Here is a 25,543-nt window from a genome sequence, read left to right on the forward strand (position 1 = left end):
ACATGACTGTCAACATGAAGAACTGGCAGGAATTGAAGAAGCCCAACAGCCTTGAGATCAAGGCCGCGGGCGACGGCAAGCGCAAGGCGACCTTCGTCGCCGAGCCGCTGGAGCGCGGCTTTGGCCTGACGCTTGGCAACGCGCTGCGCCGGGTTCTTCTGTCCTCGCTCCAGGGCGCGGCGGTCACCTCGATCAAGATCGAGAACGTCCTGCATGAATTCTCGTCGCTGACCGGCGTGCGTGAAGATGTCACGGACATCGTCCTCAACATCAAGCAGGTCGCGCTGCGCATGGAAGGCGACGGTCCCCGCCGCCTGCAACTGTCCGCGACCGGCCCTGGCGAAGTCCGCGCGGGTGACATCACCACTGTTGGCGACATCGAAGTGATGAACCCCGATCTGGTGATCTGTCACCTGGACCAGGGCGCGACGCTGAACATGGAACTGACCGCTGACGTCGGCAAGGGCTATGTCCCCGCCGTCGCCAACCGTCCGGCCGATGCGCCGATCGGCCTTATCCCGATCGACGCGCTCTACTCGCCGGTCCGTCAGGTCGCCTACAAGGTGGACAACACCCGCGTCGGCCAGGAACTGGACTATGACAAGCTGTCGCTGACCGTCGAAACCGACGGCACCGTCACGCCGGAAGACGCGGTGGCCTATGCCGCCCGCATCCTGCAGGACCAGCTTCAGCTGTTCGTCCACTTCGAGGACGCGCTGCCCGTCGCCGCTCCGGCCGCTGGCGCCTCTGCCTCGGCCGCTTCGGAAGGCGAGAGCGACACCAACCAGATCAACCGCTACCTGCTCAAGAAGGTGGACGAGCTGGAACTGTCGGTCCGCAGCGCCAACTGCCTCAAGAACGACAACATCATCTATATCGGCGATCTCGTCCAGAAGACCGAAGCCGAGATGCTGCGCACCCCCAATTTCGGCCGCAAGTCGCTGAACGAAATCAAGGAAGTGCTGTCGTCCATGGGCTTGCGCCTGGGCATGGACATCCCCGGCTGGCCGCCGGAAAATATCGAGGAAATGGCCAAGAAGCTCGAACAGGAGCTGCTGGGCTGATCCACACCCGTCACCCCAGCTTCCGCTGGGGTGACGACATCAAGGTGATAGGCACGACCTCAACTGTGCCGGGTATGGGCTACCTCACACGGGCCCTTAACGAACGAAGGAAGATATCATGCGTCACAAGATCGGTCATCGTAAGCTGCAGCGCAGCACCGGGCATCGTAACTCGCTGCTCCGCAACCTTGCCGCTTCGCTCATCAAGCATGAGCAGATCCAGACGACCACGCCCAAGGCCAAGGAACTGCGTCCTTACGTCGAAAAGCTGATCACCCTCGCCAAGAAGGGTGGCCTGTCGAACCGTCGTCTGGCCCACTCCCGCCTTCAGGACGACACGCAGCTGACCAAGCTGTTCGAAGTCCTGGCCGAGCGTTACAAGGATCGCAACGGCGGCTATACCCGCGTGATCAAGGCCGGTTTCCGCGCTTCGGACGCTGCGCCGATCGCGATCATCGAACTGGTCGATCGCGACGTCGATGCGAAGGGCCAGGATTCGGGTCCGGTGCAGGGCGCCGACGCGGACGAGCTGGAAGCAGCCTGATCGGGTAAACCGCTTTTACAAAGGCGGATCAGTAGATTAGAAGCAGGCCATGGCTCAACCGAGCCATGGCCTGCTTCATTTTCAGCGGTACGAACGGGAGAGGATGCGCGCTATTCGGCTGCTTTTGGCGGCGCTGATCCTGCTGGCGGCGGCTTTCCCCGCGTCGGCCGAACCCGATGTCGGCCGCCTTCGCGACAGTGCTGGGGCTACGCTGCGCTATCCCGACGCCAGGCGGCTCGATCTGGTCGAGGAGCGTTTCGGCATCAAGGTGGCCGATCCCTATCGCTGGCTGGAAAACGACGTTCGCACAGACCTGGATGTACGCGAATGGCTGGACAGGCAGAACGCCCTCACCCGCCGTGTCATTGATCGCCTTCCCGGCCGCGCCATCCTGCGCAAACGGATGGAGGCGCTGCTTGGCCAAGGCCGCTTCACGCTGCCGCGTAAAGCTGGTGGGCGCTATTTCTACGGCTATAACAGCGGGCTTGAACGACACACTCCACTTTATGTGCGAGAGGGGTTGAGCGGTACGCAGCGGCGGCTTCTGGACCCCAACAGCTGGGCCGAAGATGGCGGCGTGGCTCTTGCCGAATGGGCGCCCTCCCCCGACGGCCGCTATCTGCTTTATGCGGTGCAGGTGGCGGGCAGCGATTGGCGCACGCTGAAGATACTGGACGTCGATAGCGGCCGCGTGCGCGACGATCGGGTCGAGTGGGTGAAATTCTCCCAGCTGGCGTGGGACGGGCGAAGCGAGGGATTTTTCTACGCGCGTTTCCCCGCGCCGCAGGATGGGGAAGCCTTCCGCTCCGCAACGATGGGGCAGCAGATATTCTATCACCGGCTGGGCCAGCATCAGGCGCAGGACCAGCTGGTCCATGCGACGCCTGAGCGCCCCAGCCTGGGCCATACGGCGCAGGTTACGAGCGATGGCCGCTGGCTGCTGGTCAGCTCCTTCCAGGGCACCGATCCGCGCCGCGAGCTGCGCGTGGCGGAACTGAGCGGCGGGCGGATGAAGCTGCGCATGCTGGTGCGGGGGCTGGGCAATGACTGGCGGCTGATCGGCAGTCGCGGGTCGATGCTCTATTTCATCACCGACCTTGGCGCCCCCAATCTGCGCGTGGTGGCGATCGATGCGCGCAACCGGCGGCGGGGCGCGCAGCAGGTGGTGGCGGAACGCGCGGACAGGCTGGCGGGCGGATCACTGATCGGCAGCCGCCTGATCCTGGCCTATGCCGTCGGTGCGCAGACGGTTGCGGAGCTGGTCGAGCTGGACGGACGGCGGGTGAGCGACGTGCCGTTGCCGGGCGTCGGCGCTGCGGCGGGTTTTTCGGGGCGGGAGGGCGATCCGGAAACATTCTTCAGCTTTTCCGGCTTCACCAGTCCGCCCAGCATCTACCGCTTCGACACTGCGACGCTGCGTTTCGACCTGTTCGCCCGGCCCGCCCTGTCCTTCGACCCCGATCAGTTCGGGATCGAGCAGGTCAGCTATCCGTCGAAAGACGGCACGCTGATCCCGATGACGGTGATCCGCAAGAAGGCGCTGGCGGCCAGCGGGAAGCCTGCGCCCACGATCCTCTATGGCTATGGCGGGTTCAACATATCACTGACGCCGGGCTATTCCGCGACGCGGCTGGCATGGCTGGAGCAGGGCGGGGTCTATGCTATCGCCAATCTGCGCGGCGGCGGCGAATATGGGCGCGCCTGGTATGATGCCGGGCGCGGGGCCAACAAGCAGAATGTGTTCGACGACTTCATCGCGGCGGGCGAATGGCTGAAAGCGCGGGGCTATACGACAAAGGACGGGCTGGCGATCGAGGGGCGCTCCAACGGAGGGCTGCTGGTGGGCGCGGTAGTCAACCAGCGGCCCGACCTGTTCGCGGCAGCACTGCCCGCCGTGGGCGTGATGGACATGCTGCGTTTCGACCGTTTCACCGCCGGGCGCTACTGGATCGAGGATTATGGTTCGCCGGACCGAGAAGAGGACTTCCGGCTGCTCTACGGCTATTCGCCCTATCATAATATCAGGGCGGGACAGGATTATCCGGCGATACTGGTCAACACCGCCGACACCGACGACCGCGTGGTGCCCGCGCACAGCTTCAAATATGCCGCAGCGTTGCAGGCGGCGGACCTTGGCCCCCGCCCTCGCCTGCTGCGCGTCGATACCCGCACGGGCCATGGATCGGGAAAGCCTGTCGACAAGCTGATCGACGAATATGCCGACAGCTATGCCTTTGCCGCCTACTATACCGGGCTGAAGATCCGCGACGAGCCATGATCCGCGTTCAGCCGCGCGACAGCCGACCGCATATAGAGCGGCTGCCGTTCTGAAGGAGCGATGGCGATGATCGGCAAGGCAGGATTGAAGACAACAGTTTCGATACTGGGCGCGGCGTTGCTGGTGGCCGGTACTGCGACCGCGCAGACGCAGCCCGGCTATGATTATCCCGAAGCCAATGACCAGCAGGCCCCGCAAGGCACCTCTGCCGACGATGACTTTTATGGCGTGGAGGATGACGTCCCCCAAGGCCCGCAGAATAAGGCGGATGAAGAAGATTTTTCCGACGTCACCGGCGCGGAGCAATCGCCCCCCCTTCCCCGTCGGGGTGATGAAAGCAGCCGTCGCTCCAGTGCGCGCGACGAGGATTATGCCCCCGAAGCGCAGGACGCCGATGAGCGGGAGGAAAGCGCGATGGCCGATGCCTGCGCACTGGCCGCCCGCGACGAGGCCGAGCGCGACGGCGGCTATGCCGAGGTCCGGCAGATGGAAGCCGCGCGCGACAGCCGCGACGGGTTCAGCATCGATGGCGACGTCGAGATACGCAGCGGATGGCGGACACAGGATGGACGCATGCGCCACTTCACCTGCACGATCGCGAACGGGCGCATACAGAATGTCTATTTCCGGCGGGACCGGGCAGACCGCTAGGCGGTATCGCGCCTAAAGCGCTGTCCAGCCCACAAAAAAAATCGCGGATGAACGGTCAGGCGACGCCTTCGCGCACCCCCGCCGCACCTTTCGACCGGGGGCCTCCGGTTTCTTGCCCTTCCTGTAATCGGCTGTTTCCAGAGGGCGCGCAAATGATCTAGGCGACCTGCATGCGTCCCCCGTCCTCACCTCATCGCACAGGCGCGATCGCGTTCATTCTGGTGACTGCGCTGCTCGACGTCATGTCGATGGGGATCATCGTCCCGGTGCTGCCGCAACTGATAGAGCAGCTGTCCGGGTCCACCAGCGCGGCTGGCCTGTGGAACGGGCTGTTCGTGGCGCTGTGGGCGGCCATGCAGTTTCTCTGCTCGCCAGTGATCGGATCGCTTTCCGACCGTTTCGGGCGACGGCCCGTGATCCTGGTGTCGGTCGCGGGACTGGCGCTGGATTTCATGCTGATGGCTTTGGCCCCCAATCTCTGGTGGCTGGCGCTGGGGCGGATATTGGCGGGCGTGACATCGTCCAGCTTCACATCCACCTTTGCCTATATGGCCGACATCACGCCGCCGGAAAAAAGGGCGCGTGGCTATGGGCTGATCGGCGCGGCATTCAGCGGCGGCTTTGTCGCGGGGCCTCTGCTGGGCGGAGTGCTGGGCGAGATTTCGTTGCGGGCGCCCTTCTGGGCGGCGGCGGCGCTTTCCGCCCTCGCTTTTGTCTACGGCTTGTTCGTGCTGCCCGAATCGCTGCCGGTAGAAAGGCGCATGGCCTTTTCCTGGCGGCGGGCCAACCCCTTTGGGGCCTTGAAGCTGCTGCGGTCGCACCCTGAATTGTCGAGCCTCGCCATCGTCAATTTCCTGCTTTATTTCGCACATCACCTCTTTTCGGCGGTGTTCGTCCTCTATGCGGGCGATCGCTATGGCTGGGGCGCGTGGCAGGTGGGGACGCTGCTGGCGCTGGTGGGCCTGATGGACATGGGCGTGCAGGGGCTGCTGGTGGGGCCGGTGGTCAAGCGGCTCGGCGATCGCGCAACGATGGTGACCGGCCTGGCGTTCGGGTCGGTCGGCATATTGGCGATGGGACTGGCGCCGACCGGCTGGCTGTTCATCGCGGCGATGCTGCCCAACGCGCTATGGGGTCTGGCTATGCCCACGATCCAGTCTCTGATGACGCAGCGGGTGTCGGAATCGGAACAGGGGCAGTTGCAGGGCGCCAACAACAGCGTCGGATCGATCGCAGGGATATTGTCGCCCATTTTCTTCGGCGGCATCTATTCGCTGTCGGTGGGCGCGAAACCGATGCTGCCCTTCATCGGCAGCGCCTTCGTGATCGCAGCTGCCGTTCTGGGTGCCGCGGCTTTGCTGGGATGGGCGGCGGGACGGCAGGGACAGGCTGAAGCGCTGTCCTAGACCTGCGCAAGGAAGCGGGAGTAAACTGGACATATCGAAGCGGGCGGACTAACCGCGCCCCATCCCTCTTCTTCCGGCTGACAAAGGCGATTCGATGACGCTGCCCCTTCAGGATTCCATCCTTATCGTGGACTTCGGCAGCCAGGTGACGCAGCTCATCGCCCGGCGCGTGCGCGAGGCGGGCGTCTATTCGGAGATCGCGCCGTTCAACAGCGCCGCCGAGGCCTTCAAGCGGCTCCAGCCAAAGGGCATCATCCTGTCCGGCGGACCATCATCCGTCATGTGGGAGGACAGCCCCCGCGCGCCGCAGCCATTTTTCGATGCGGGCATTCCGATCCTGGGCATCTGCTATGGCCAGCAGACGATGATGCAGCAGATGGGCGGCCAGGTGGAAGGCGGCGAGAGCGGCGAGTTCGGCCGCGCCTTCATCGAGGTGAAGAAGCGCTGCGCCCTGTTTGACGGTCTGTGGGCCGAAGGCGAACGGCATCAGGTGTGGATGAGCCATGGCGACAAGGTGACGAAGCTCGCGCCGGGTTTCGAGGTGGTCGCGGTGAGCGAGGGCGCGCCCTTCGCCATGACCGCGAATGAGGAAAAGCGCTTCTACGCCACGCAATTCCATCCCGAAGTCGTGCACACGCCCGATGGTGGCAAGCTGATCGCCAATTTCGCGCGCCATGTCTGCGGCCTGAAGGGTGATTGGACGATGGCCGAGTTCCGCGCCACCAAGATTGCCGAAATCCGCGAGCAGGTTGGCGATGGCAAGGTGATCTGCGGCCTGTCGGGCGGGGTCGACAGCGCCGTCGCCGCCGTGCTGATCCACGAGGCGATCGGCGACCAGCTGACCTGCGTGTTCGTCGACCACGGCCTGATGCGCAGCGGCGAGGCCGAGCAGGTCGTTTCGCTGTTCCGGGGCAGCTACAATATCCCGCTGGTCCATGTGAACGCCGAAACGCTGTTCATGAAGGGGCTGGAGGGCGTCACCGACCCGGAAGCCAAGCGCAAGTTCATCGGCAAGACCTTCATCGATGTGTTCGAGGATGAAGCGCGGAAGATCGGCGGCGCGGCGTTCCTGGCGCAGGGCACGCTTTATCCCGATGTGATCGAGTCTGTGTCCTTCACCGGCGGGCCGTCGGTGACGATCAAGAGCCATCATAATGTGGGTGGCCTGCCCGAGCGCATGAACATGAAGCTGGTCGAGCCGCTGCGCGAGCTGTTCAAGGACGAAGTCCGCGTGCTGGGCCGCGAGCTGGGGCTGCCGGAGATTTTCGTTGGCCGCCACCCCTTCCCCGGACCTGGCCTTGCCATCCGCATTCCGGGCGAAGTGAGCAAGGAACGCTGCGACATCCTGCGCAAGGCGGACGCCATCTATCTGGAGGAAATCCGCAACGCGGGCCTGTACGACGCGATCTGGCAAGCCTTCGCCGTACTGCTGCCGGTGCGCACCGTAGGCGTGATGGGCGACCACCGCACCTATGACAATGTGTGCGCCTTGCGCGCCGTCACATCGACCGACGGCATGACGGCGGACATCTACCCCTTCGACGCATCCTTCCTCAGCCGTGTGGCGACACGCATCATCAACGAGGTCAAGGGCATCAACCGCGTATGCTACGACTTCACGTCCAAGCCCCCCGGCACGATCGAGTGGGAATGATTTTTGCCCCCAACCAGATTGGCTAGGGGAGATGCCGATGGGACATTGGCGACAGGTTAGCTGAAACCGCTTGCTGTCACCCAAGCGTCATCAGGCTCGCATTGCCCCCGGCTGCTGTCGTGTTGATCGAAATCGACACCTCTTCGAGCAGCCACTCGAGCGGGTAAGGCTGGCCAGCGATACGGCGAGCAGAGGATGCGGCATGAACCGGCACAATGGGTCCGGGCCGGTTCGCCATCGCTACCGACAGGCTGATGATGTCAGCATCCTCGCCTTCTACAAGGGCCCCGGCAAGGGCGCCGCCGGTGTCATCCGATAGTCTCGCCGCGACGCTGGCGGGCAAGTCCGAAGGAAGCTTCGCTGCATCGATCACGCCTTCGCAGCCTGTTGCGAGCACCGCCGCGATTTGCGTCAAAAGGCCAGGTTCGGTTTTCGCATGCAGCAATATGCGGCCGCGGGGGTGGATCGTGTAGAGATTGCGCTCACCGACTGGCCCAGGCAGCTCTATCGTCTGGCTGAGCATCGATTGCGCCGCGCAGGTCCGGGCCCATGCGAGCACCGCAGTTTCGCCGCGCTGCGCCAGCCAATAGGTGAAGGCCGCCAGCGCCTCATCAACAGGCATCGATGTGCCCCCGCTGGCCGCTGGCGGTTCCCGGACCAGACGGGCCAGATAGAGAGGCCCGCCCGCCTTGGGGCCCGTGCCGGACAGTCCGCTTCCTCCGAATGGCTGGACGCCGACGACCGCGCCGATCATGTTGCGATTGATATAGAGATTGCCCGCCTTCACCCGCTGGGTCACATAGTCCATAGTCGCGTCGAGGCGGGTGTGCAGACCGAAGGTCAGCCCATATCCTGTCGCGTTGATCGCTTCGATCACATGTCCAAGCCGTTCGCGGTCGTAGCGGATAACATGAAGGACCGGGCCGAAAACCTCTCGCTCAAGATCGGCGATGCTGTCGATCTCAATGATCGTCGGTGGCACGAAGCTGCCCCGCCCGATGTCCGTCGGCATTGCATGCTGCTCGATACGCCGCCCCTTTGCGCGCATCGCATCGATATGCTTCTCGATGCTGGCCTTGGCCTCCATGGTAATGACCGGACCAATATCGACCGACAGGCGATCAGGTCGTCCGATGCTGAGTTCCTTCAGAGCCTCCTTCAACATTGAGAGGGTGCCATCGGCGATCTCGTCCTGCAGGCACAGGACGCGAAGTGCCGAACATCGCTGGCCAGCGCTGTCAAAGGCCGACGCGATCACATCGGCCACCACCTGTTCGGCGAGGGCGCTGCTGTCCACGATCATGGCATTTTGACCGCCCGTTTCCGCGATCAGCGGGATTGGGCGGCCATCGGGCGACAGACGCGTGGCAAGCTGTTTCTGGATCAGGCGCGCGACCTCTGTCGAGCCGGTGAAGATCACGCCCGCGATTTCCGCAGCCCCAACGAGCGCGGCCCCGATCTCGCCCGCGCCCGGCAGCAGCTGGAGCACATCGGCGGGGACGCCCGCGGCATGAAGGATGCGCACCGCCTCGGCGGCGATCAGCGGGGTTTCTTCCGCCGGTTTGGCAAGGACCGGATTACCGGCGACCAAAGCTGCAGCGATCTGGCCCGTGAAGATCGCAAGCGGGAAATTCCAGGGGCTGATGCAGACTATGGGGCCGATCGGCTGTTGCGTTGGCCCCAAAGTCGTTCGGGCCTGCGCCGCATAGTAGCGCAGGAAATCTATCGCCTCGCGGACCTCGGCGATCGCATTTGCCGCTGACTTGCCCGCCTCGCGGATGGCCAGCCCCATGAGATGAGGCATTTGCGCCTGCATGACATCGGCTGCCCGCTCCAGCATGGCGGCGCGGTCGGCAACCGGCGTAGCGGCCCAGGCTGCGGCGGCATGGGCGGCTATCCGGCAGGCGTCGCGCGCGTCCTGCTCCACGCAAAAGGCCACCATTCCCACCACATCGGTCGCATCCGCAGGATTGCACACTGGTCGTTCGCTGCGCACGATCCGGTGCCCGTAAATTTCGGGCCTGGCATGCCATTGCTTCGTCGCACTCTCTGTCAGGGCGCACGACAAATGCGCCAGCGCGTCCTCGTCGCTCAGGTCGATGCCCGCAGAGTTACGGCGATCAGCGTAGAGCGCCGACGGCAAGGCGATCTGGTCGTGCGGATGTCCCGGCCGGTCCATCGCGCGGACCTGCTCGACAGGATCCATGACGAGTTCGTCGATCGCGACGCTCGCATCAGCGACCCGGTTCACGAATGACGAATTGGCCCCGTTTTCAAGCAGGCGGCGGACAAGATAGGCCAGCAGCGTCTCATGCGTTCCGACCGGCGCGTAGATGCGACAGGGCCGATCGAGCTTCTCCTTTCCCACCACCTCGCCATAAAGCGGCTCGCCCATGCCGTGCAGGCATTGAAACTCATAGTCGCCGGCCGCGAAATTCGGGCCAGCGATGTGAAAAATGGTCGCCAGCGTCTGGGCGTTATGCGTCGCGAACTGTGGGAATATCGCGTCGGGGGCGGCCAACAGCTTTTTGGCGCAGGCTATATAGGCGACATCGGTATGGACCTTGCGCGTATAGACGGGAAAGTCGGCCAGCCCATCGACCTGTGTGCGCTTGATTTCGGTATCCCAGTAAGCGCCCTTTACGAGCCGCACCATGATCCGCCGGTTCGCGCGGCGCGCGAGATCGACGATCCAGTCGATCACAAAGGGGCATCGCTGGCCATAGGCCTGCACCGCGAAGCCGAGACCGTTCCAGCCCGACAGATCGGGATCGAGCGCCAGGCTTTCCAGCAGGTCCAGCGACAATTCGAGGCGGTCCGCCTCCTCCGCGTCGATATTGAAGCCGATATCATAGCGTTTCGCCAGCGCCGCCAGCGCCTTGACACGGGGCAGAAGTTCATCGGTCACGCGACCGGCCTGGGCGCGGCTGTATCGCGGGTGAAGGGCGGAGAGCTTGATGGAGACGCCGGGACCAAAATAAATACCGCGACCGGCCGATGCTTTGCCTATCGCATGAATGGCCTGCTCATAATCCCGATAATAGCGGACGGCGTCCGCGGCTGTCATCGCCGCCTCGCCCAGCATGTCGTAGCTATATGTGAAACCCTTCGCCTCCAGAGCGCGCGCGCGCTTCAACGCCTTGCCGATGGTCTCACCGGTGACGAACTGCTCCCCCATCAATCGCATGGCGATATCGACGGCGCGCCGGATCACGGGTTCCCCCGCCCGCGCAAGCAAATGCGAGAGTGCGGCGGCCAGCCCCCGGTCATTCACGCTGTCGAGCAGCTTGCCGGTGACGACCAGCCCCCAGGACGCCGCATTGACGAAAAGGGGCTTGCCGCTGCCCACATGCGACATCCAGTCGCCCTTTGCGATCTTGTCACGGATCAACGCGTCACGGGTCTGGTCGTCCGGAATGCGCAGCAGGGCCTCGGCCAGGCACATCAACGCCACGCCCTCCTGACTCGACAGGGCAAATTCCTGAACCAGGGTTTCGACGCCGCTGCGGGTCCGCTTTTCCCTGATCGACGAGACAAGCGCATATGCGGTGGTGCGGGCGTCCGACCGGACTTTGGGGGGTAAAGTCGCCAGATCCAGCAAGGGCTGGACGCATTCCGCTTCGGGTCGGCGATATGCCGCCGTAATCTCTTTGCGCAGCGGGGATGGTTTGCGCACGGGCGGCGCGAAGGCCGCGAAGGGCGGCGTTTGCGTCATCGCAAAAGGATCGCGCAGGGATCCGTCCACATGCGGTCAAGAAGCGTCTGCATACACACATATTCCTGTTCATCGCTGTTCAGACAAGTGCGATGATCTCTCCAGATCGCGCAAGGCCGGAGTTGCCGTCGCCAGCAAGGTCTTCGCGCGTCACTCGCCTGAACGCAACGAGGGTTGCGGGGACCGGGTCGGGCCGCTAGGTTCCCCTTTCGTTCCATAAGGGGGATCATCATGGACAGCCTGGCCGTCATCATAAGCCTTATCGCCCTGGTTGCGGGGTTGGGGCTTGGCTGGCTGTTGCGCGGCAAGGCGACGGCGTCGCTGGCCGCGGAAAAGGCGGAGCTTGCGGCGAGGCTTGGTCAGGCGGAGGCGCAGCGCAACGGCGCGCTACAGGAACTGGTCGTGGCGCAGGATCGCGCGGTCCAGGCGGGCGAGCTTGCGCGGCGGCTGGAGGAAGAGCGTAACGCGCGAGGGCTGGTCGAGCAGGAGATCGCCGCGCTGCGATCCGACACACAGGCGCGGGCCGAGGCGTTCGAGGCGCAGATCGCGGCGCTGAAGGACGCCAAGGAGCAGTTGTCGGCGCAGTTCAGCGAGATTGGCGGTAAGCTGCTGCATCAGGCGCAGAGCCATTTCCTGGAGCGGGCGGACCAGCGGCTGGCGCAGGCGCATGAAAAGAGCGAGGCGCAGCTGAAGCAATTGCTGCATCCGGTCAACGAGACGATTCAGCGCTACGACCAGAAGATCAGCCAGATCGAGCAGCAACGCACGGAAGCCTATGGCATCCTGCGCGGCGAGATAGAATCGATGAAGTCGGGGCAGGAGGCGGTGCGGGCCGAGGCGCAGCGGCTGGTCGATTCGCTGCGCCATGCGCCCAAGGCGCGCGGGCGCTGGGGCGAACAGCAGTTGCGCAATGTGCTGGAGACATGCGGGCTTTCCGAACATGTCGATTTCCGGACCGAGGTGAGCGTCGAGGGCGAGGATGGCCGGTTGCGGCCCGACGCCATATTGCGCGTGCCGGGCGGACGGGCGCTGGTGATCGACGCGAAGGTGTCGCTGAATTCCTATCAGGACGCCTACGGCGCGGATGGCGAGGATGAGCGCAAGCGCCTGCTCTCGGCCCACGCGGCGGCGATGCGGGCGCATGTCGATACGCTGGGGCGCAAGAGCTACGCCGACCAGTTTGAGGAAGCGCCCGATTATGTCATCATGTTCGTCCCGGGCGAGCATTTCCTGTCCGCCGCGCTGGAGCATGATCCGCAGCTGTGGGACCATGCGTTCGGCAAGCGTGTGCTGCTAGCGACGCCGACCAATCTGATCGCGATTGCCCGCACCGTCGCGGCGGTGTGGCGGCAGGAGAAGATGGCGGACGAAGCCAAGCGGATCGGCGCGCTGGGCAAGGAGCTTTATGAGCGGCTGGCGGGCGCGGCTGGATCGCTCAAGAAACTGGGCAACCGGCTAACGGGCGCGGTGAGCGACTATAACAGCTTCGTGGGCAGCTTCGAAGGCCGGGTGCTGGTGACAGGACGCAAGCTGCGCGACCTCAATATCGAAACGGGCGGGCGCGAACTGGACACGCTGGAGCCGGTGGACGCACTGGTCCGCGAGCCGGTTTCGGCCGAGGCCGTGCGCGCATTGCCCGAAACCATCGCCGACGCGGCGGAGTAGTGAGCGGGCCGGGCATGGCCCACCCCCGCAGCTTCCGCGCGCCATGCTCGTTGCAACGGGGCGGTTACCCAATTGCCTCCGCGCGCAATATTCCCTAAACGCGCCCTGTCATCTGGGGAGTAGCCAGCCATTCGAGCGATCGAATGGGCCGCATGTCAACATATTTGGCCGAGAGGCCATGGCATGCGGGATGCGGGGACGTCGGGCAAGCGCCCGGACCACCGCATCGGGCGAGACCAATGGCATCGGCTTTTCCCTGTCCGGCCGGGCGGGAGGAGGCGATGGCATTGCGTCTTCAACCCTTCGCCCGGCCCCGGATATTATTTATGGACGCTCTCCTCACCTCCACTACGCTGGTCGCGCTCGCCGAAATGGGCGACAAGACCCAATTGCTCGCCATGCTGCTCGCCACCCGCTTTCGAAAGCCGGTGCCGATCATCATGGGCATATTGTTCGCGACGCTGGCCAATCATTTCCTGGCGGCGCTGGTCGGTCGTTCCATCGCCGATATCCTGACCCAGGACTGGTTCCGCTACGCCGTCGCCGCCAGCTTCATCGCCATGGCCGCCTGGACGCTGATCCCCGACGAGATTGACGAGGATGAACCGCTGAAAGCGCCGTCGAAGGCAGGCGTATTCCTCACCACGCTGATCGCCTTCTTCCTGGTGGAGATGGGGGACAAGACGCAGGTCGCGACCGTGGCGCTTGGCGCGCAGTTCGAAAATGTCTTTGCGGTGACGGCGGGCACCACATTGGGCATGATGATCGCCAACGTCCCGGCGGTGATTTTTGGCGAGGCGCTGGCGAAGAAAGTGCCGATGCGCGCGCTGCAGATTGGCGCGGCGCTGCTGTTCCTGGCCCTTGGCCTGTGGATGATCGCGGGCCTGCAAGGCTGGATCGGATAAAAAAGGAACCCGCGCCCTCGCCCGCCTGTTGTCAGCGGGCGGCGGCTGTTGCAAGGGAAGCGCTTGCAGTCATTCCCCCAAGCAGGACAGGCATGGAACGCGTGATGAAGGACAGTCTGGTTACGGTGTTCGGCGGCGGCGGCTTCCTCGGCCGGCAGGTCGCGCAGGCGCTGATGGAACGTGGCGCGCGCGTGCGCGTGGCCCAACGCGATCTGGCGACCGCGCTGCGCGTGAAGCCGCTCGGTGGGCTGGGCCAGACCCAGTTTGTCGCAGCCGACATCCGCAAGCCGCAAAGCGTCGCGCGCGCCATTGCGGGCAGCGACATCGTCATCAACCTGGTCGGCGTGCTGAGCGGCGATCTGGAAGGATCGCATCATGACGGCGCGGCCAACGTAGCAAAGGCGGCGGCGGAAGCGGGCGTACAGGCGCTGGTCCATGTGTCGGCCATCGGCGCGGACCTGCAAAGCCCATCCGCCTATGGCCGGTCTAAGGCAGCGGGCGAAGCGGCGGTAAAGGCCGCGTTCCCCAATGCGACCATCATCCGCCCGTCGATCATCTTCGGCCCCGAGGATCAGTTCCTCAACCGCTTTGCCGACCTGATCAGCCGGTTGCCGGTGGTTCCGGTCATCGGCGCCGACACGAAGTTTCAGCCGGTTTATGTCGCCGATGTCGCGCAGGCGATTGCCAATGCGGCGGCTGACCCCGGCCGTCACGGCGGCAAGACGTTTGAACTGGGCGGACCCAGCCAGATCAGCATGATCGACCTCAACCGCTGGATCGCCAAGGCCATTGGCCGCGAACGCAGCCTGGTTCCGGTGCCCCCTTCCATCGCGTCGGCGATCGCAAGCCTTGGCTGGTTGCCGGGCGCACCCATCACGCGGGACCAATATGCGATGCTGCAGAAAGACAATATCGTGTCGCCCGGCGCTTCTGGTCTCGTGGAACTGGGCGTGTCGCCCACCCCGATGGAGGCGGTCGCGGACAAATGGCTGGTCCGCTATCGGCGCCACGGCCGCTTCGCCGGTCGCGCAAAGGCTTGAACGAGCGCGCCAGCCGGCTGGCTTGACGAGTATCGGCGGAACGACCGGATGGCGCGGTCGAAGAACAGGCGCGGCATTGCGCGCGTCCTTCGCTTCTGCACAATAGGCTCTCCAATGCCGCGCCCAACCCGTCCGGGGCGGTTTTCTTTCTCTTGCCGAGGACCTTAGCCGCCCGATGGATCTACATTATCTGACGGTCATCCTGCTTGGCATAGTCGAGGGGCTGACCGAATTTCTGCCGGTATCCTCGACCGGTCACCTCATCCTGGCGAGCGAGCTGCTGGGATATGACGCGTCGGTCTGGGCGATGTTCAATGTGATCATCCAACTGGGAGCGATCCTGGCGGTGGTCGTCCTTTATTGGCGCACTTTCTGGGCGGTAGGCATGGGGCTGCTGCACCGCAATGCCACCAGCTGGCGTTTCCTGCGCAATCTGGTGATCGCCTTCATCCCATCGGCCGTCATCGGCCTGGCGCTTCACGATTATATCGAAGTGTTGCTGGGAGCGCCGCATGTGGTGGCATGGGCGCTGATCGCGGGGGGCGTGGCGATCCTCCTGCTCGAACGGATGATCAAGGCTGGCCGCTTTCACGGCATCGCCGACATTCCGGTCGCGCGCGTGGTGGGCATCGGCCTTATCCAATGCATTTCGATGATTCCCGGCGTCAGCCGATCGGGTGCGACGATCATGGGCGCGCTGGCTCTGGGCGTCGAGCGGCGGACCGCCGCCGAATTCAGCTTTTTCCTCGCCATTCCCACCATGTTGGGCGCCACCACCCTGGAACTGCTGAAAAAGGGCGATCAGATCACATCGTCAGCGGTCGGATGGGACAGCATATTGTTGGGCTTTGCAGTCTCCTTCATTGTCGCGCTGTTGGTGATCCGCTGGTTTGTCGGCCTGGTGTCGCGCCACGGCTTCGCGCCATTTGCCTGGTATCGCATCATCGCCGGAGTCGGGGCGCTGGCATGGCTGTGGGCACGTTAGGTCCGAATAGGGACTAAATTGGCCCAAAGCCATTGCTCCAACGACGAAGCGGGTGGAAAATCATTTATAATTAGGTCATATTGGCTGTCTTAAATGCCAGAATCCACGTGACTCTGCGGGTTTTTCTGCTATGGACCCCCTGAAATCATTTTAGGGACTCATCATGGCTGACAATCCAATGCTGAAATTCGTGGGAACGGGCCAAGCCTATCCCGAGAAGCGTTCGGCGGATGATCGCGCGGACGATTTCATGGAAATCAGCCGCAGCTTTCTGCTGGAACGCGCGGAAGAACAGTCTTCGCGCTGTTCGCAGTGCGGCGTCCCCTATTGTTCAACGCATTGCCCGCTGCACAACCATATTCCCGACTGGCTGCGCCTGACGGCGGAGGGGCGGTTGCGAGAAGCCTATGAGCTGTCCAACCTGACCAGCACCATGCCGGAAATCTGCGGCCGCATCTGCCCGCAGGATCGCCTGTGCGAAGGCAATTGCGTCATCGAATTTTCCGGTCACGGCGCCGTCACCATCGGCAGCGTGGAAAAGTTCATCACCGACACCGCCTGGAAGGAAGGCTGGGTCGAGCCGCTCGTCCCCGGCAAGCCGCTCGGCCAGTCGGTCGGCGTCATCGGTGCAGGGCCTGCCGGTCTCACCACCGCCGAATATCTGCGCGTGGCTGGATATGAAGTGCATGTCTATGACCGGCACGACCGCGCGGGCGGGCTGCTGACCTATGGCATCCCCGGCTTCAAGCTGGAAAAGGACGTTGTCATGCGTCGCGTCCAGCGCCTGAAGGATGGCGGCATCGTCTTCCATGAAGGGTTCGAGGTCGGGCGCGACGCGTCGCTTGAAGAGTTGCGGACACGGCACGACGCGATCCTGATCGCGACCGGCGTGTACAAGCCGCGCGACATCAAGGCTCCCGGCGTCGGTGCTGCCGGTGTCGTCAAGGCGCTCGATTTCCTGACCGCGTCGAACAAGGCCGGATTTGGCGACGCAGTGCCGGAACATGAGGATGGCACGCTGCATGCCAACGGCAAGAAGGTCGTCGTGATCGGCGGCGGCGACACCGCGATGGACTGCGTCCGCACCGCCATCCGCCAGGGCGCGACTTCCGTGAAGTGCCTCTATCGCCGCGACCGCGACAATATGCCCGGATCGCAACGCGAAGTGCAGAATGCCGAGGAGGAAGGCGTCGAGTTCGTCTGGCTTTCCGCACCCATCGCGTTCGAGGGCACGGAACATGTGTCCGGCGTCAAGGTGACGAAGATGCGCCTGGGTCAGCCCGACGCTTCCGGTCGCCGTGCGCCCGAACCCGATCCGGGCACGGAATATACGCTGGAGGCCGATCTCGTCATCAAGGCGCTGGGCTATGACCCCGAAGAACTGCCCAAAATGTTCGGCGCTGAAGACCTGTCGGTCACCCGTTGGGGCACGCTGCGCGTCGATCACAAGACGATGATGACGTCGATGGACGGCGTGTTCGCCGCTGGCGACATCGTGCGCGGCGCGTCGCTGGTCGTCTGGGCGATCCGCGACGGGCGCGACGTGACCGAGCATATGCACCGCTACCTCAAGGCGAAGGCCAAGGCGGCGGCGGGCCAGAAAGTCGCGGCCTAAAACTACCCATTCAGCCCGTTCGGTTCGAGCTTGTCGAGAACGTGGCACAGCAAATCGAGACAGGCTCGAACCGACGGATTTGACGAGGAGGCATTCATGGCCAACACCCCCTATATGGCGAGCCCGGAAGAGCGCGCGCGCCTTGCCGCCGAGGGCATGTATCATCCGGAGATGGAAGGCGACGCCTGTGGCGTGGGCCTCGTCGCCGCTACTGACGGCCGCCCAAGCCGCCGTGTCGTCGCTTCGGCGATCGATGCGCTGAAGGCCGTGTGGCACCGTGGCGCCGTCGATGCCGATGGCAAGACGGGCGACGGCGCGGGCATCCATGTCGACCTGCCGGTGCGCTTCTTCGACGACGCCATTGCGGACTCTGGCCACAAGCCCCTGCCCAACCGGCTTGCGGTCGGCATGATCTTCCTGCCGCGCACGGACCTGTCGGCGCAGGAGAACTGCCGGACCATCGTCGAAAGCGAGATCATCGACGCGGGCTACACCATCTATGGCTGGCGCCAGGTGCCCGTCGATGTCTCCGTCATCGGCGAGAAGGCACAGCGCACCCGTCCAGAGATCGAGCAGATCATGATCGCCGGGCCGATGCCCGAAGAACGCGACATCGCCGAGTTCGAAAAGGATCTCTACCTCATCCGCCGCCGGATCGAGAAGAAGGTCATCGCCGCGCAGATCCAGGATTTCTATATCTGCTCGCTGAGCTGCCGGTCGATCATCTACAAGGGCCTGTTCCTCGCCGAATCGCTGTCGGTCTTTTACCCCGACCTTCAGGATGAGCGGTTCGAAAGCCGCGTGGCGATATTCCACCAGCGTTATTCGACCAACACCTTCCCGCAATGGTGGCTGGCCCAGCCGTTCCGCACGCTGGCGCATAATGGCGAGATCAACACGATCCGCGGCAACAAGAACTGGATGAAGAGCCACGAGATCAAGATGGCCAGCCTCGCCTTCGGCGAGCAGTCGGAGGACATCAAGCCGGTGATCCCGGCTGGCGCGTCGGATACCGCTGCGCTGGACGCCGTGTTCGAGGCGATCTGCCGCTCGGGCCGCGACGCGCCCACGGCAAAGCTGATGCTGGTGCCCGAGGCATGGCAGGCGGCGGCGAACGAAACGCCGCAGTCGCATGTCGATATGTACGAATATCTCGCATCCGTGATGGAGCCGTGGGATGGCCCCGCCGCGCTCGCGATGACGGATGGCCGCTGGGTCGTGGCGGGCGTTGACCGCAACGCGCTGCGTCCGCTGCGCTACACGCTGACGGGCGACAACCTGCTGATCGTGGGGTCGGAAACCGGCATGGTCGTGGTGCCCGAAACCACCATCGTCAAGAAGGGCCGCATGGGCCCCGGCCAGATGATCGCCGTCGATCTGCAGGAAGGCGAGATCTACGACGATCGCGCCATCAAGGACCAGATCGCAAGTGAGCGGCCCTATGCCGAACTGATCAAGGACTTCATGACGGTCGGCGATCTGCCGCAGGCGGAAAGCGCCCTGCCTGCCTGGGACAAGGCAGAGCTGACGCGCCGCCAGGTCGCGGCGAACCTGACGCTGGAGGATATGGAACTGATCCTCGCACCGATGGTCGAGGATGCGAAGGAAGCCATCGGTTCGATGGGCGACGACACGCCGCTGGCCGTCATTTCCGACAAGCCGCGCACGGTCAGCCACTTCTTCCGCCAGAATTTCAGCCAGGTCACCAACCCGCCGATCGACAGCTTGCGCGAACGGCATGTGATGAGCCTGCGCACGCGGTTCTCGAACCTGCACAATATCCTGGAGCAGGATACCCAGAACAGCCATGTGCTGGTGCTGAACTCCCCGGTGCTCGTCTCGGCCGAATGGGCGCGGCTGAAAGCGCATTTCGGCCCGGCCGTGGCGGAAATCGACTGCACATTCCCGGCAGAGGGCGGGCAGGAACAGCTGCGCGCGGCAATCGCCCGCATCCGCGAGGAAGCCGAGCAGGCCGTGCGCGAAGGCCGGACCGAAATCTTCCTGACCGACGAGCATGTCGATGCCGACCGGATCGCCATTGCAGGCGTGCTGGCGGCGGCGGCGGTGCATACGCATCTCGTCCGCAAGGGGCTGCGCAGCTATGCGTCGATCAACGTGCGCTGCGCCGAAGCGCTGGACACGCATTATTTCGCGGTGCTGATCGGCGTCGGCGCGACCACGGTCAACGCCTATCTCGCCGAAGCGAGCATCGCGGACCGCCATGCGCGCGGTCTGTTCGGCGATCTGTCGCTGGACGAGTGTTTCGAACGGTTCCGCATCGCCGTCAACGAAGGCCTGCTGAAGATCATGTCCAAGATGGGCATCGCGGTCATCAGCAGCTATCGGGGCGGCTATAATTTCGAAGCAGTCGGCCTGTCCCGCGCGCTCGTCAACGATCTCTTCCCCGGCATGCCCGCGAAGATTTCGGGCGAAGGCTATGCCTCGCTCCATTACAGCGCGAAGCTGCGCCATGAGGCGGCCTATGACAGCGCGGCCGTGCGTTTGCCGATCGGCGGCTTCTATCGCCAGCGCAATGGCGGGGAAACCCACGCCTATTCCGCGCAGCTCATGCACCTTCTACAGACGGCGGTCGGCACGGACAGCTATTCGACCTATCTGCAATTCGCGCGCGGCGTGCGCGATTTGCCGCCGGTCTATCTGCGCGACCTGCTGGAGTTCAACTTCGCCCGCGAAGCCGTGCCGATCGACGAGGTCGAGGCGACCACGGAAATCCGCAAGCGCTTCGTGACGCCAGGCATGTCGCTGGGCGCTCTGTCGCCCGAAGCGCATGAGACGCTGGCGATCGCGATGAACCGCATCGGCGCGAAGGCCGTGTCGGGTGAAGGCGGCGAGGACGCAAACCGCTTCAAGCCCTATGAAAATGGCGACAATGCGAACAGCGTGATCAAGCAGATCGCGTCGGGCCGCTTTGGCGTCCATGCCGAATATCTGGGCAGCGCCGAGGAAATCGAGATCAAGGTCGCACAGGGCGCCAAGCCTGGCGAAGGCGGCCAGCTGCCCGGTTTCAAGGTGACCGAGTTCATCGCCAAGCTGCGGCATTCGACGCCCGGCGTGACGCTGATCTCGCCGCCACCGCATCATGACATCTATTCGATCGAGGATCTCGCGCAGCTCATCTACGACTGCAAGATGATCAACCCGCGCGCGCGAGTGTGCGTCAAGCTGGTCAGCCAGGCAGGCATCGGCACGGTCGCGGCGGGCGTGGCGAAGGCGCATGCCGACGTCATCCTGATCGCTGGCCATGTCGGCGGCACTGGCGCGTCGCCGCAGACGTCGATCAAATATGCCGGTACGCCTTGGGAAATGGGCCTGTCCGAAGCCAATCAGGTGTTGACGCTCAACGGCCTGCGCCATCGCGTCAAATTACGCACCGATGGCGGCCTCAAGACCGGGCGCGACATCGTGATCGCCGCGATCCTGGGTGCGGAGGAATATGGCATCGGCACGCTGTCGCTGGTGGCCATGGGCTGCATCATGGTGCGCCAGTGCCACAGCAACACCTGCCCCGTGGGCGTTTGCGTGCAGGACGAAAAGCTGCGCCAGAAGTTCACTGGCACGCCGGAAAAGGTCATCAACCTGATGACCTTCATCGCCGAGGAAGTGCGCGAAATCCTGGCGCGGCTGGGCTATCGCAGCCTGGACGAAGTGATCGGCCGCACCGAACTGCTCAAGCAGGTCAATCGAGGCGCGGAGCATCTGGACGATCTGGACCTCAATCCCATCCTGGCCAAGGTGGATGCGCCCGACGAACAGCGGCGCTTCAGCCTGACCGAATGGCGCAACGAGGTGCCTGACAGCCTGGACGCGCAGATGATGCGCGATGCCAAGGCGGTGTTCGAACGTGGCGAAAAGATGCAGCTGACCTACACGGTGCGCAACACGCATCGCGCCGTCGGCACCCGCCTGTCCGCTGCCGTGACAGAGCGGTTCGGCATGTCCACGCTGGCGGACGGGCATCTGACCGTGCGTCTGCGCGGCTCTGCGGGCCAGTCGCTGGGCGCGTTCCTGTGCAAGGGCATCACGCTGGAAGTCTTTGGCGACGCCAACGACTATGTGGGCAAGGGCCTGTCGGGCGGCACCATCGTCGTGCGTACGACCGTGTCATCGCCACTGTCGAGCAAGGACAACACGATCATCGGCAACACCGTCCTGTACGGCGCGACGGCGGGCAAGCTGTTCGCGGCGGGCCAGGCGGGCGAACGCTTCGCCGTCCGCAATTCGGGCGCGCAGGTGGTCGTGGAAGGCTGCGGCGCCAATGGCTGCGAATATATGACGGGCGGGACGGCGGTGATCCTGGGCAGGACCGGCGCCAACTTCGGCGCGGGCATGACCGGCGGCATGGCCTTCATCCTGGACGAGGATGGCAGCTTTGAACGGCGCGCCAACCCGGAAAGCATCGTCTGGCAGCGGCTGGAAAGCGCCCATTGGGAAGCCCAGCTCAAGGCGCTGATCGCCGAGCATGCGGTGACGACCGACAGCAAATGGTCGAACACCATACTGGACGATTGGGATCGCTGGCGCCGTTACTTCTGGCAGGTCTGCCCGAAGGAAATGATCAACCGGCTGACCCACCCGTTGAGCGACGCCCCTGCGGAAGTCGTTGCGGCGGAATAAGATGATGAAAATGGGAGCGAGGCAGAACGCCTTGCTCCCATTTTCTCTAATAGGTCAGGGAAACCACTTCCCGATAGCGGCCCTCCGTCCAGCGTCAGTAAGATCCGCCGTTGAGCGGCGCTGCATCTGCGGCAAGGCTCTGCTGAACCATCTGTACCGGCACGTTCACCTCGCCAGCGGCAAAGCGTTCGATATTGGCCGGCAACTGCCGAACAGGCATGGGCCGCGCTTCCTCGGCCACAACCGGCGCGACTTCGCTTATTTCATAATCCTGCGCCATATAGTCGCGCACAACGGGATCGTCATAACCGCTCCACCCACTGCCCATCATGGCCGCCATCTGCCGATCCGCCAGCGTCGGACCGCAGCCCTTGCATGTGATTTCGACAGGACCGTTCAAAGCGGCCGGTTCAGGCTGCGCCACACTCTCCTGATCGTCGGAATAGGGCGTGGCGGCATCGGTGAACGCGACACGCGGCGAAGTCGTCGCGTACATGCCAAGCCCCAGCCCGCCCGCCAGGGCGGCCCCTGCACTTGCCATGCTGAACAACCAGAAACGGGGAGACATGCGACCTGCTCCTTCTTTGGCGCGCCGTGTTCATTTGCGTCTTCGGCAAAACAAACGCGCATGAAGATCGGTTGTTGCATGGGTCCGAACCCTTTGCTAAGGGCCGGCTCCTACCAAGGCACCGGCCCCGCCGGTTCCCGGAAAATGTGCGGTCGTGGCGGAATTGGTAGACGCGCAACGTTGAGGTCGTTGTGGCCGAAAGGCCGTGGAAGTTCGAGTCTTCTCGACCGCACCATTCAGTCTCTGACAAACTGATTTTGCCTTCGGGCTCCGGCATTGTGAATGCCCCACTTCCGGCACCCTTGATGGACCCGCAGGCGTCCAGCTTGTTATCCTCCCCGGCAAGGCGCATATGAGAGGCATAGGCATTCCCCAGGGAGTGCTAACTCGCAAATTGGCAGCGCTGGCTCCTGCTTGTGAAAGCGACGATCTCGTCGCGGCCCAGCAACAGCAAAGTGAACCAAAGCCATGACAGCCAAAAAGGTGAAATTCGCGCATGAGGCGCGCGAAGGCATCGCGCGCGGTGTCGATATCCTGGCCAATGCAGTGCGCGTGACGCTCGGCCCCAAGGGGCGCAATATTCTCATCGACAAGAACTTCGGCGCGCCCCGCATCACCAAGGATGGCGTTACCGTCGCCAAGGAGATCGAGCTGAAGGACAGGTTCGAGAATATGGGCGCCCAGATGATCCGCGCGGTGGCATCCAGGGCGCATGATCATGCAGGCGACGGCACCACCACGGCAACCGTGCTGGCGCAGGCAATCGTGCAGGAAGGCATGAAATCGGTGGCAGCCGGGGTCGATCCGATGGACCTCAAGCGCGGCATCGACCTGGCCGTAGCCGCCGTCGTGACCGAGCTAAAGGCGCGGTCCAAGCCCGTTTCGAACAATCAGGAGATCGCGCAGGTCGGCATCGTTTCGGCCAATGGCGACGAGATTGTCGGCACCAGGATCGCCGAGGCGATGGAAAGGGTCGGCAAGGAAGGCGTGATCACGATCGAGGAAGCGGCCGGGATCGAGTTCGAGCTTGATGTCGTCGAGGGCATGCAGTTCGACCGTGGCTATCTGTCGCCCCATTTCGTGACCAACCACGAGAAGATGATCGTCGAGATGGAGGATCCCTACATCCTGCTCCATGAAAAGAAGATGGGGGACGTGCAGGCGCTGCTGCCGATCCTGGAGGCAGTGGCCAAGGCGCATCGATCGCTGCTCGTCATCGCCGAGGATATCGAAGGCGATGCGTTATCGACCCTGGTGGTCAATAACCTGCGCGGCGGGTTGAAGGTCGCGGCGGTCAAGGCGCCGGGCTTTGGCGATCGTCGCAAGGCGATGCTTGAGGATCTGGCCATCCTGACCGCAAGCAGCGTCGTGACCCAGGATCTGGGCATCAAGCTGGCGAATGTCACGCTCGACATGCTGGGAACCGCCAGGCGCGTATCGATCACGAAGGATACGACCACCATCGTCCATGGCGCAGGCGATGCCGACGCCATTCGCGGCCGCGTGGACGCGATCCGGGCGCAGATCGAAGCCACGACCAGTGATTATGACAAGGAAAAGCTCCAGGAGCGGCTGGCCAAGCTGGCCGGCGGGGTCGCCGTCATCAAGGTCGGCGGCGCGTCTGAAGTGGAAGTCAGGGAAAGGAAGGACCGCGTCGAGGACGCCCTGCACGCGACCCGCGCGGCGGTCGAGGAAGGGGTGTTGCCGGGCGGTGGCACCGCCTTGCTCTATGCGTCGAAGGCCTTGGCGGGGATAAGCCCTCTTAATGACGATCAGCGGCGCGGCATCGACATCATCCACCGCGCGTTGCAGGCGCCGGTTCGGCAGATCGCCGCGAATGCGGGTTTCGACGGCGGGGTGGTCGCTGGCCGGTTACTAGACGGAGGGGATGAGAATCTGGGATTCAACGCCCAGACAGAACAGTATGAAAACCTGTTCCAGTCAGGCGTCATCGACCCCACAAAAGTCGTGCGCACCGCCTTGCAGGACGCAGCGTCCATCGCAGGACTGCTGATCACCACCGAGGTTGCGATTGCCGAAACGGGCGATGATGCCTGACATTTTCATCAAAATGCGCGGCGCCGGGAAGGATGCATCATGACGGTACGTACCACGCGCAAGTCGGTAACTTTCGCCGCGCCGTTTCGCCTGATCGGCTTTGATGAACCTCTGCCCGCCGGTTCCTATGAAGTGGAAACCGACGAGGAGATGCTGGAGGGGGCCGCGCATACGGCCTTTCGCCGAACGGCGACGACGCTCCGTGTCCGGAAAGGATCCGTCACCGAGCATCACTCGATTGACCCGGCGGATCTCGCTGCGGCGCTGGAGCGCGATCGACAGGCTGCGCTACCGACGACGCCGACGCCCGAGGCGGCATCAGCACAGGCCGCTCCCTCCCAGGAAGCGTCCCTACGTCATCCGCGATGGGTTTCCCTGTGGGTCCGCAACAGGCCCCCAACAGGGTAGCATGTAGGACCGTCCGGTTCAGCTTTTCAGGGTGACGAGGCTCACCACGCCGGGCTTTTGCGAAGGATTGGATGCATTCTGCTTCCGGGGCTTTTCCGCCTTGGGTTTGCGCACTTCGCGGTTCGATTTTTTCTGACCTTTGGCCATAATCACTATTCCTTTTCGTTGGACGCGGGTTGCGCAGCCCGCCTTTTCAACTGAGCGCCGCTGGTCTTCATGGCCAATGACAAGGTGGATCGGGATATTGTGCTGCCGACATTTCACGCTCCTCGCCAAACGGGAGCGCCTATGTCTCTCAGCCCCGGCCTGGTCTGGATGAAGCGAACCGGAATAATCCCGTATAGCACATCAC

17 protein-coding genes, 1 tRNA gene and 1 riboswitch are annotated in these 25,543 nt (G+C 63.7%); of the genes, 15 read left to right on the plus strand and 3 right to left on the minus strand.

Features of this window, described 5'->3' with window-relative positions; all coding sequences use genetic code 11:
* Nucleotides 1–2 precede the first annotated feature (2 nt).
* From K663_RS15395 to guaA, 6 genes are all read left to right on the plus strand, one after another.
* Complete coding sequence (locus K663_RS15395; RefSeq protein WP_062119449.1) at nt 3–1,064, plus strand: DNA-directed RNA polymerase subunit alpha; 1,062 nt, start codon at nt 3–5, stop codon at nt 1,062–1,064.
* A gap of 118 nt (nt 1,065–1,182) precedes the next feature.
* On the plus strand, nt 1,183–1,608 hold the full coding sequence (gene rplQ / locus K663_RS15400) for a 50S ribosomal protein L17 (protein WP_062119452.1): 426 nt from the start codon (nt 1,183–1,185) through the stop codon (nt 1,606–1,608).
* A gap of 103 nt (nt 1,609–1,711) precedes the next feature.
* The gene (locus K663_RS15405; protein WP_062119454.1) at nt 1,712–3,886 is read left to right on the plus strand and encodes a prolyl oligopeptidase family serine peptidase; all 2,175 of its coding nucleotides are present in this window, start codon (nt 1,712–1,714) and stop codon (nt 3,884–3,886) included.
* A gap of 66 nt (nt 3,887–3,952) precedes the next feature.
* Nucleotides 3,953–4,537 carry a hypothetical protein gene (locus K663_RS15410; RefSeq protein WP_063619073.1) on the plus strand — a complete coding sequence of 195 codons (585 nt, stop codon included), beginning with the start codon at nt 3,953–3,955 and terminating at the stop codon, nt 4,535–4,537.
* A 170-nt stretch (nt 4,538–4,707) separates the two neighbouring features.
* Nucleotides 4,708–5,943: a TCR/Tet family MFS transporter gene (locus K663_RS15415; RefSeq protein ID WP_062119460.1), complete on the plus strand. Its 1,236-nt coding sequence runs from the start codon at nt 4,708–4,710 to the stop codon at nt 5,941–5,943.
* A 94-nt stretch (nt 5,944–6,037) separates the two neighbouring features.
* Nucleotides 6,038–7,597, plus strand: a complete 1,560-nt coding sequence (gene guaA, locus K663_RS15420; protein WP_062119463.1) for a glutamine-hydrolyzing GMP synthase — start codon at nt 6,038–6,040, stop codon at nt 7,595–7,597.
* 76 nt (nt 7,598–7,673) lie between these two features.
* Here guaA and putA read toward each other — a convergent pair whose 3' ends face one another.
* On the minus strand, nt 7,674–11,312 hold the full coding sequence (gene putA / locus K663_RS15425; RefSeq protein WP_062121048.1) for a trifunctional transcriptional regulator/proline dehydrogenase/L-glutamate gamma-semialdehyde dehydrogenase: 3,639 nt from the start codon (nt 11,310–11,312) through the stop codon (nt 7,674–7,676).
* Between the two features lie 231 nt (nt 11,313–11,543).
* Here putA and K663_RS15430 point away from each other — a divergent pair, with 231 nt between their 5' ends.
* The 6 genes from K663_RS15430 (at nt 11,544) to gltB (ending at nt 22,157) form a co-directional block, all read left to right on the plus strand.
* Nucleotides 11,544–12,977 (plus strand): DNA recombination protein RmuC, encoded by a 1,434-nt coding sequence (locus tag K663_RS15430; protein ID WP_062119466.1) that lies wholly within the window; start codon nt 11,544–11,546, stop codon nt 12,975–12,977.
* A 101-nt stretch (nt 12,978–13,078) separates the two neighbouring features.
* Nucleotides 13,079–13,205: riboswitch (yybP-ykoY riboswitch) on the plus strand.
* A 98-nt stretch (nt 13,206–13,303) separates the two neighbouring features.
* Nucleotides 13,304–13,882, plus strand: coding sequence for a TMEM165/GDT1 family protein (locus K663_RS15435; RefSeq protein ID WP_062119469.1), 579 nt, complete (start codon nt 13,304–13,306; stop codon nt 13,880–13,882).
* Between the two features lie 92 nt (nt 13,883–13,974).
* Entirely contained in the window at nt 13,975–14,922 is a 948-nt protein-coding gene (locus K663_RS15440) for a complex I NDUFA9 subunit family protein (protein ID WP_062119472.1), read from the plus strand.
* Nucleotides 14,923–15,097: 175 nt separating this feature from the next.
* Complete coding sequence (locus tag K663_RS15445; protein WP_062119475.1) at nt 15,098–15,907, plus strand: undecaprenyl-diphosphate phosphatase; 810 nt, start codon at nt 15,098–15,100, stop codon at nt 15,905–15,907.
* Between the two features lie 163 nt (nt 15,908–16,070).
* Nucleotides 16,071–17,522 carry an NAD(P)-dependent oxidoreductase gene (locus K663_RS15450; protein WP_062119478.1) on the plus strand — a complete coding sequence of 484 codons (1,452 nt, stop codon included), beginning with the start codon at nt 16,071–16,073 and terminating at the stop codon, nt 17,520–17,522.
* Between the two features lie 96 nt (nt 17,523–17,618).
* Nucleotides 17,619–22,157, plus strand: a complete 4,539-nt coding sequence (gene gltB / locus K663_RS15455; protein ID WP_062119481.1) for a glutamate synthase large subunit — start codon at nt 17,619–17,621, stop codon at nt 22,155–22,157.
* Nucleotides 22,158–22,251: 94 nt separating this feature from the next.
* Here gltB and K663_RS15460 read toward each other — a convergent pair whose 3' ends face one another.
* Nucleotides 22,252–22,725 (minus strand): hypothetical protein, encoded by a 474-nt coding sequence (locus K663_RS15460; RefSeq protein WP_062119484.1) that lies wholly within the window; start codon nt 22,723–22,725, stop codon nt 22,252–22,254.
* Between the two features lie 148 nt (nt 22,726–22,873).
* On the opposite strand from K663_RS15460, the gene K663_RS15465 reads away from it, so the two are divergent.
* The 3 genes from K663_RS15465 (at nt 22,874) to K663_RS15475 (ending at nt 25,191) form a co-directional block, all read left to right on the plus strand.
* Nucleotides 22,874–22,960, plus strand: a tRNA-Leu gene (locus K663_RS15465).
* A 233-nt stretch (nt 22,961–23,193) separates the two neighbouring features.
* Entirely contained in the window at nt 23,194–24,783 is a 1,590-nt protein-coding gene (gene groL, locus K663_RS15470; RefSeq protein WP_062119487.1) for a chaperonin GroEL, read from the plus strand.
* A 39-nt stretch (nt 24,784–24,822) separates the two neighbouring features.
* Entirely contained in the window at nt 24,823–25,191 is a 369-nt protein-coding gene (locus tag K663_RS15475) for a hypothetical protein (RefSeq protein WP_063619046.1), read from the plus strand.
* Between the two features lie 18 nt (nt 25,192–25,209).
* Here the strand turns inward: K663_RS15475 and K663_RS23925 are convergent, their stop codons facing one another.
* On the minus strand, nt 25,210–25,467 hold the full coding sequence (locus tag K663_RS23925; RefSeq protein WP_145902295.1) for a hypothetical protein: 258 nt from the start codon (nt 25,465–25,467) through the stop codon (nt 25,210–25,212).
* Between the last annotated feature and the right edge of the window lie 76 nt (nt 25,468–25,543).

It is taken from the genome of Sphingobium sp. MI1205 (assembly GCF_001563285.1).
In the GTDB taxonomy this organism is placed as follows: Bacteria; Pseudomonadota; Alphaproteobacteria; order Sphingomonadales; family Sphingomonadaceae; genus Sphingobium.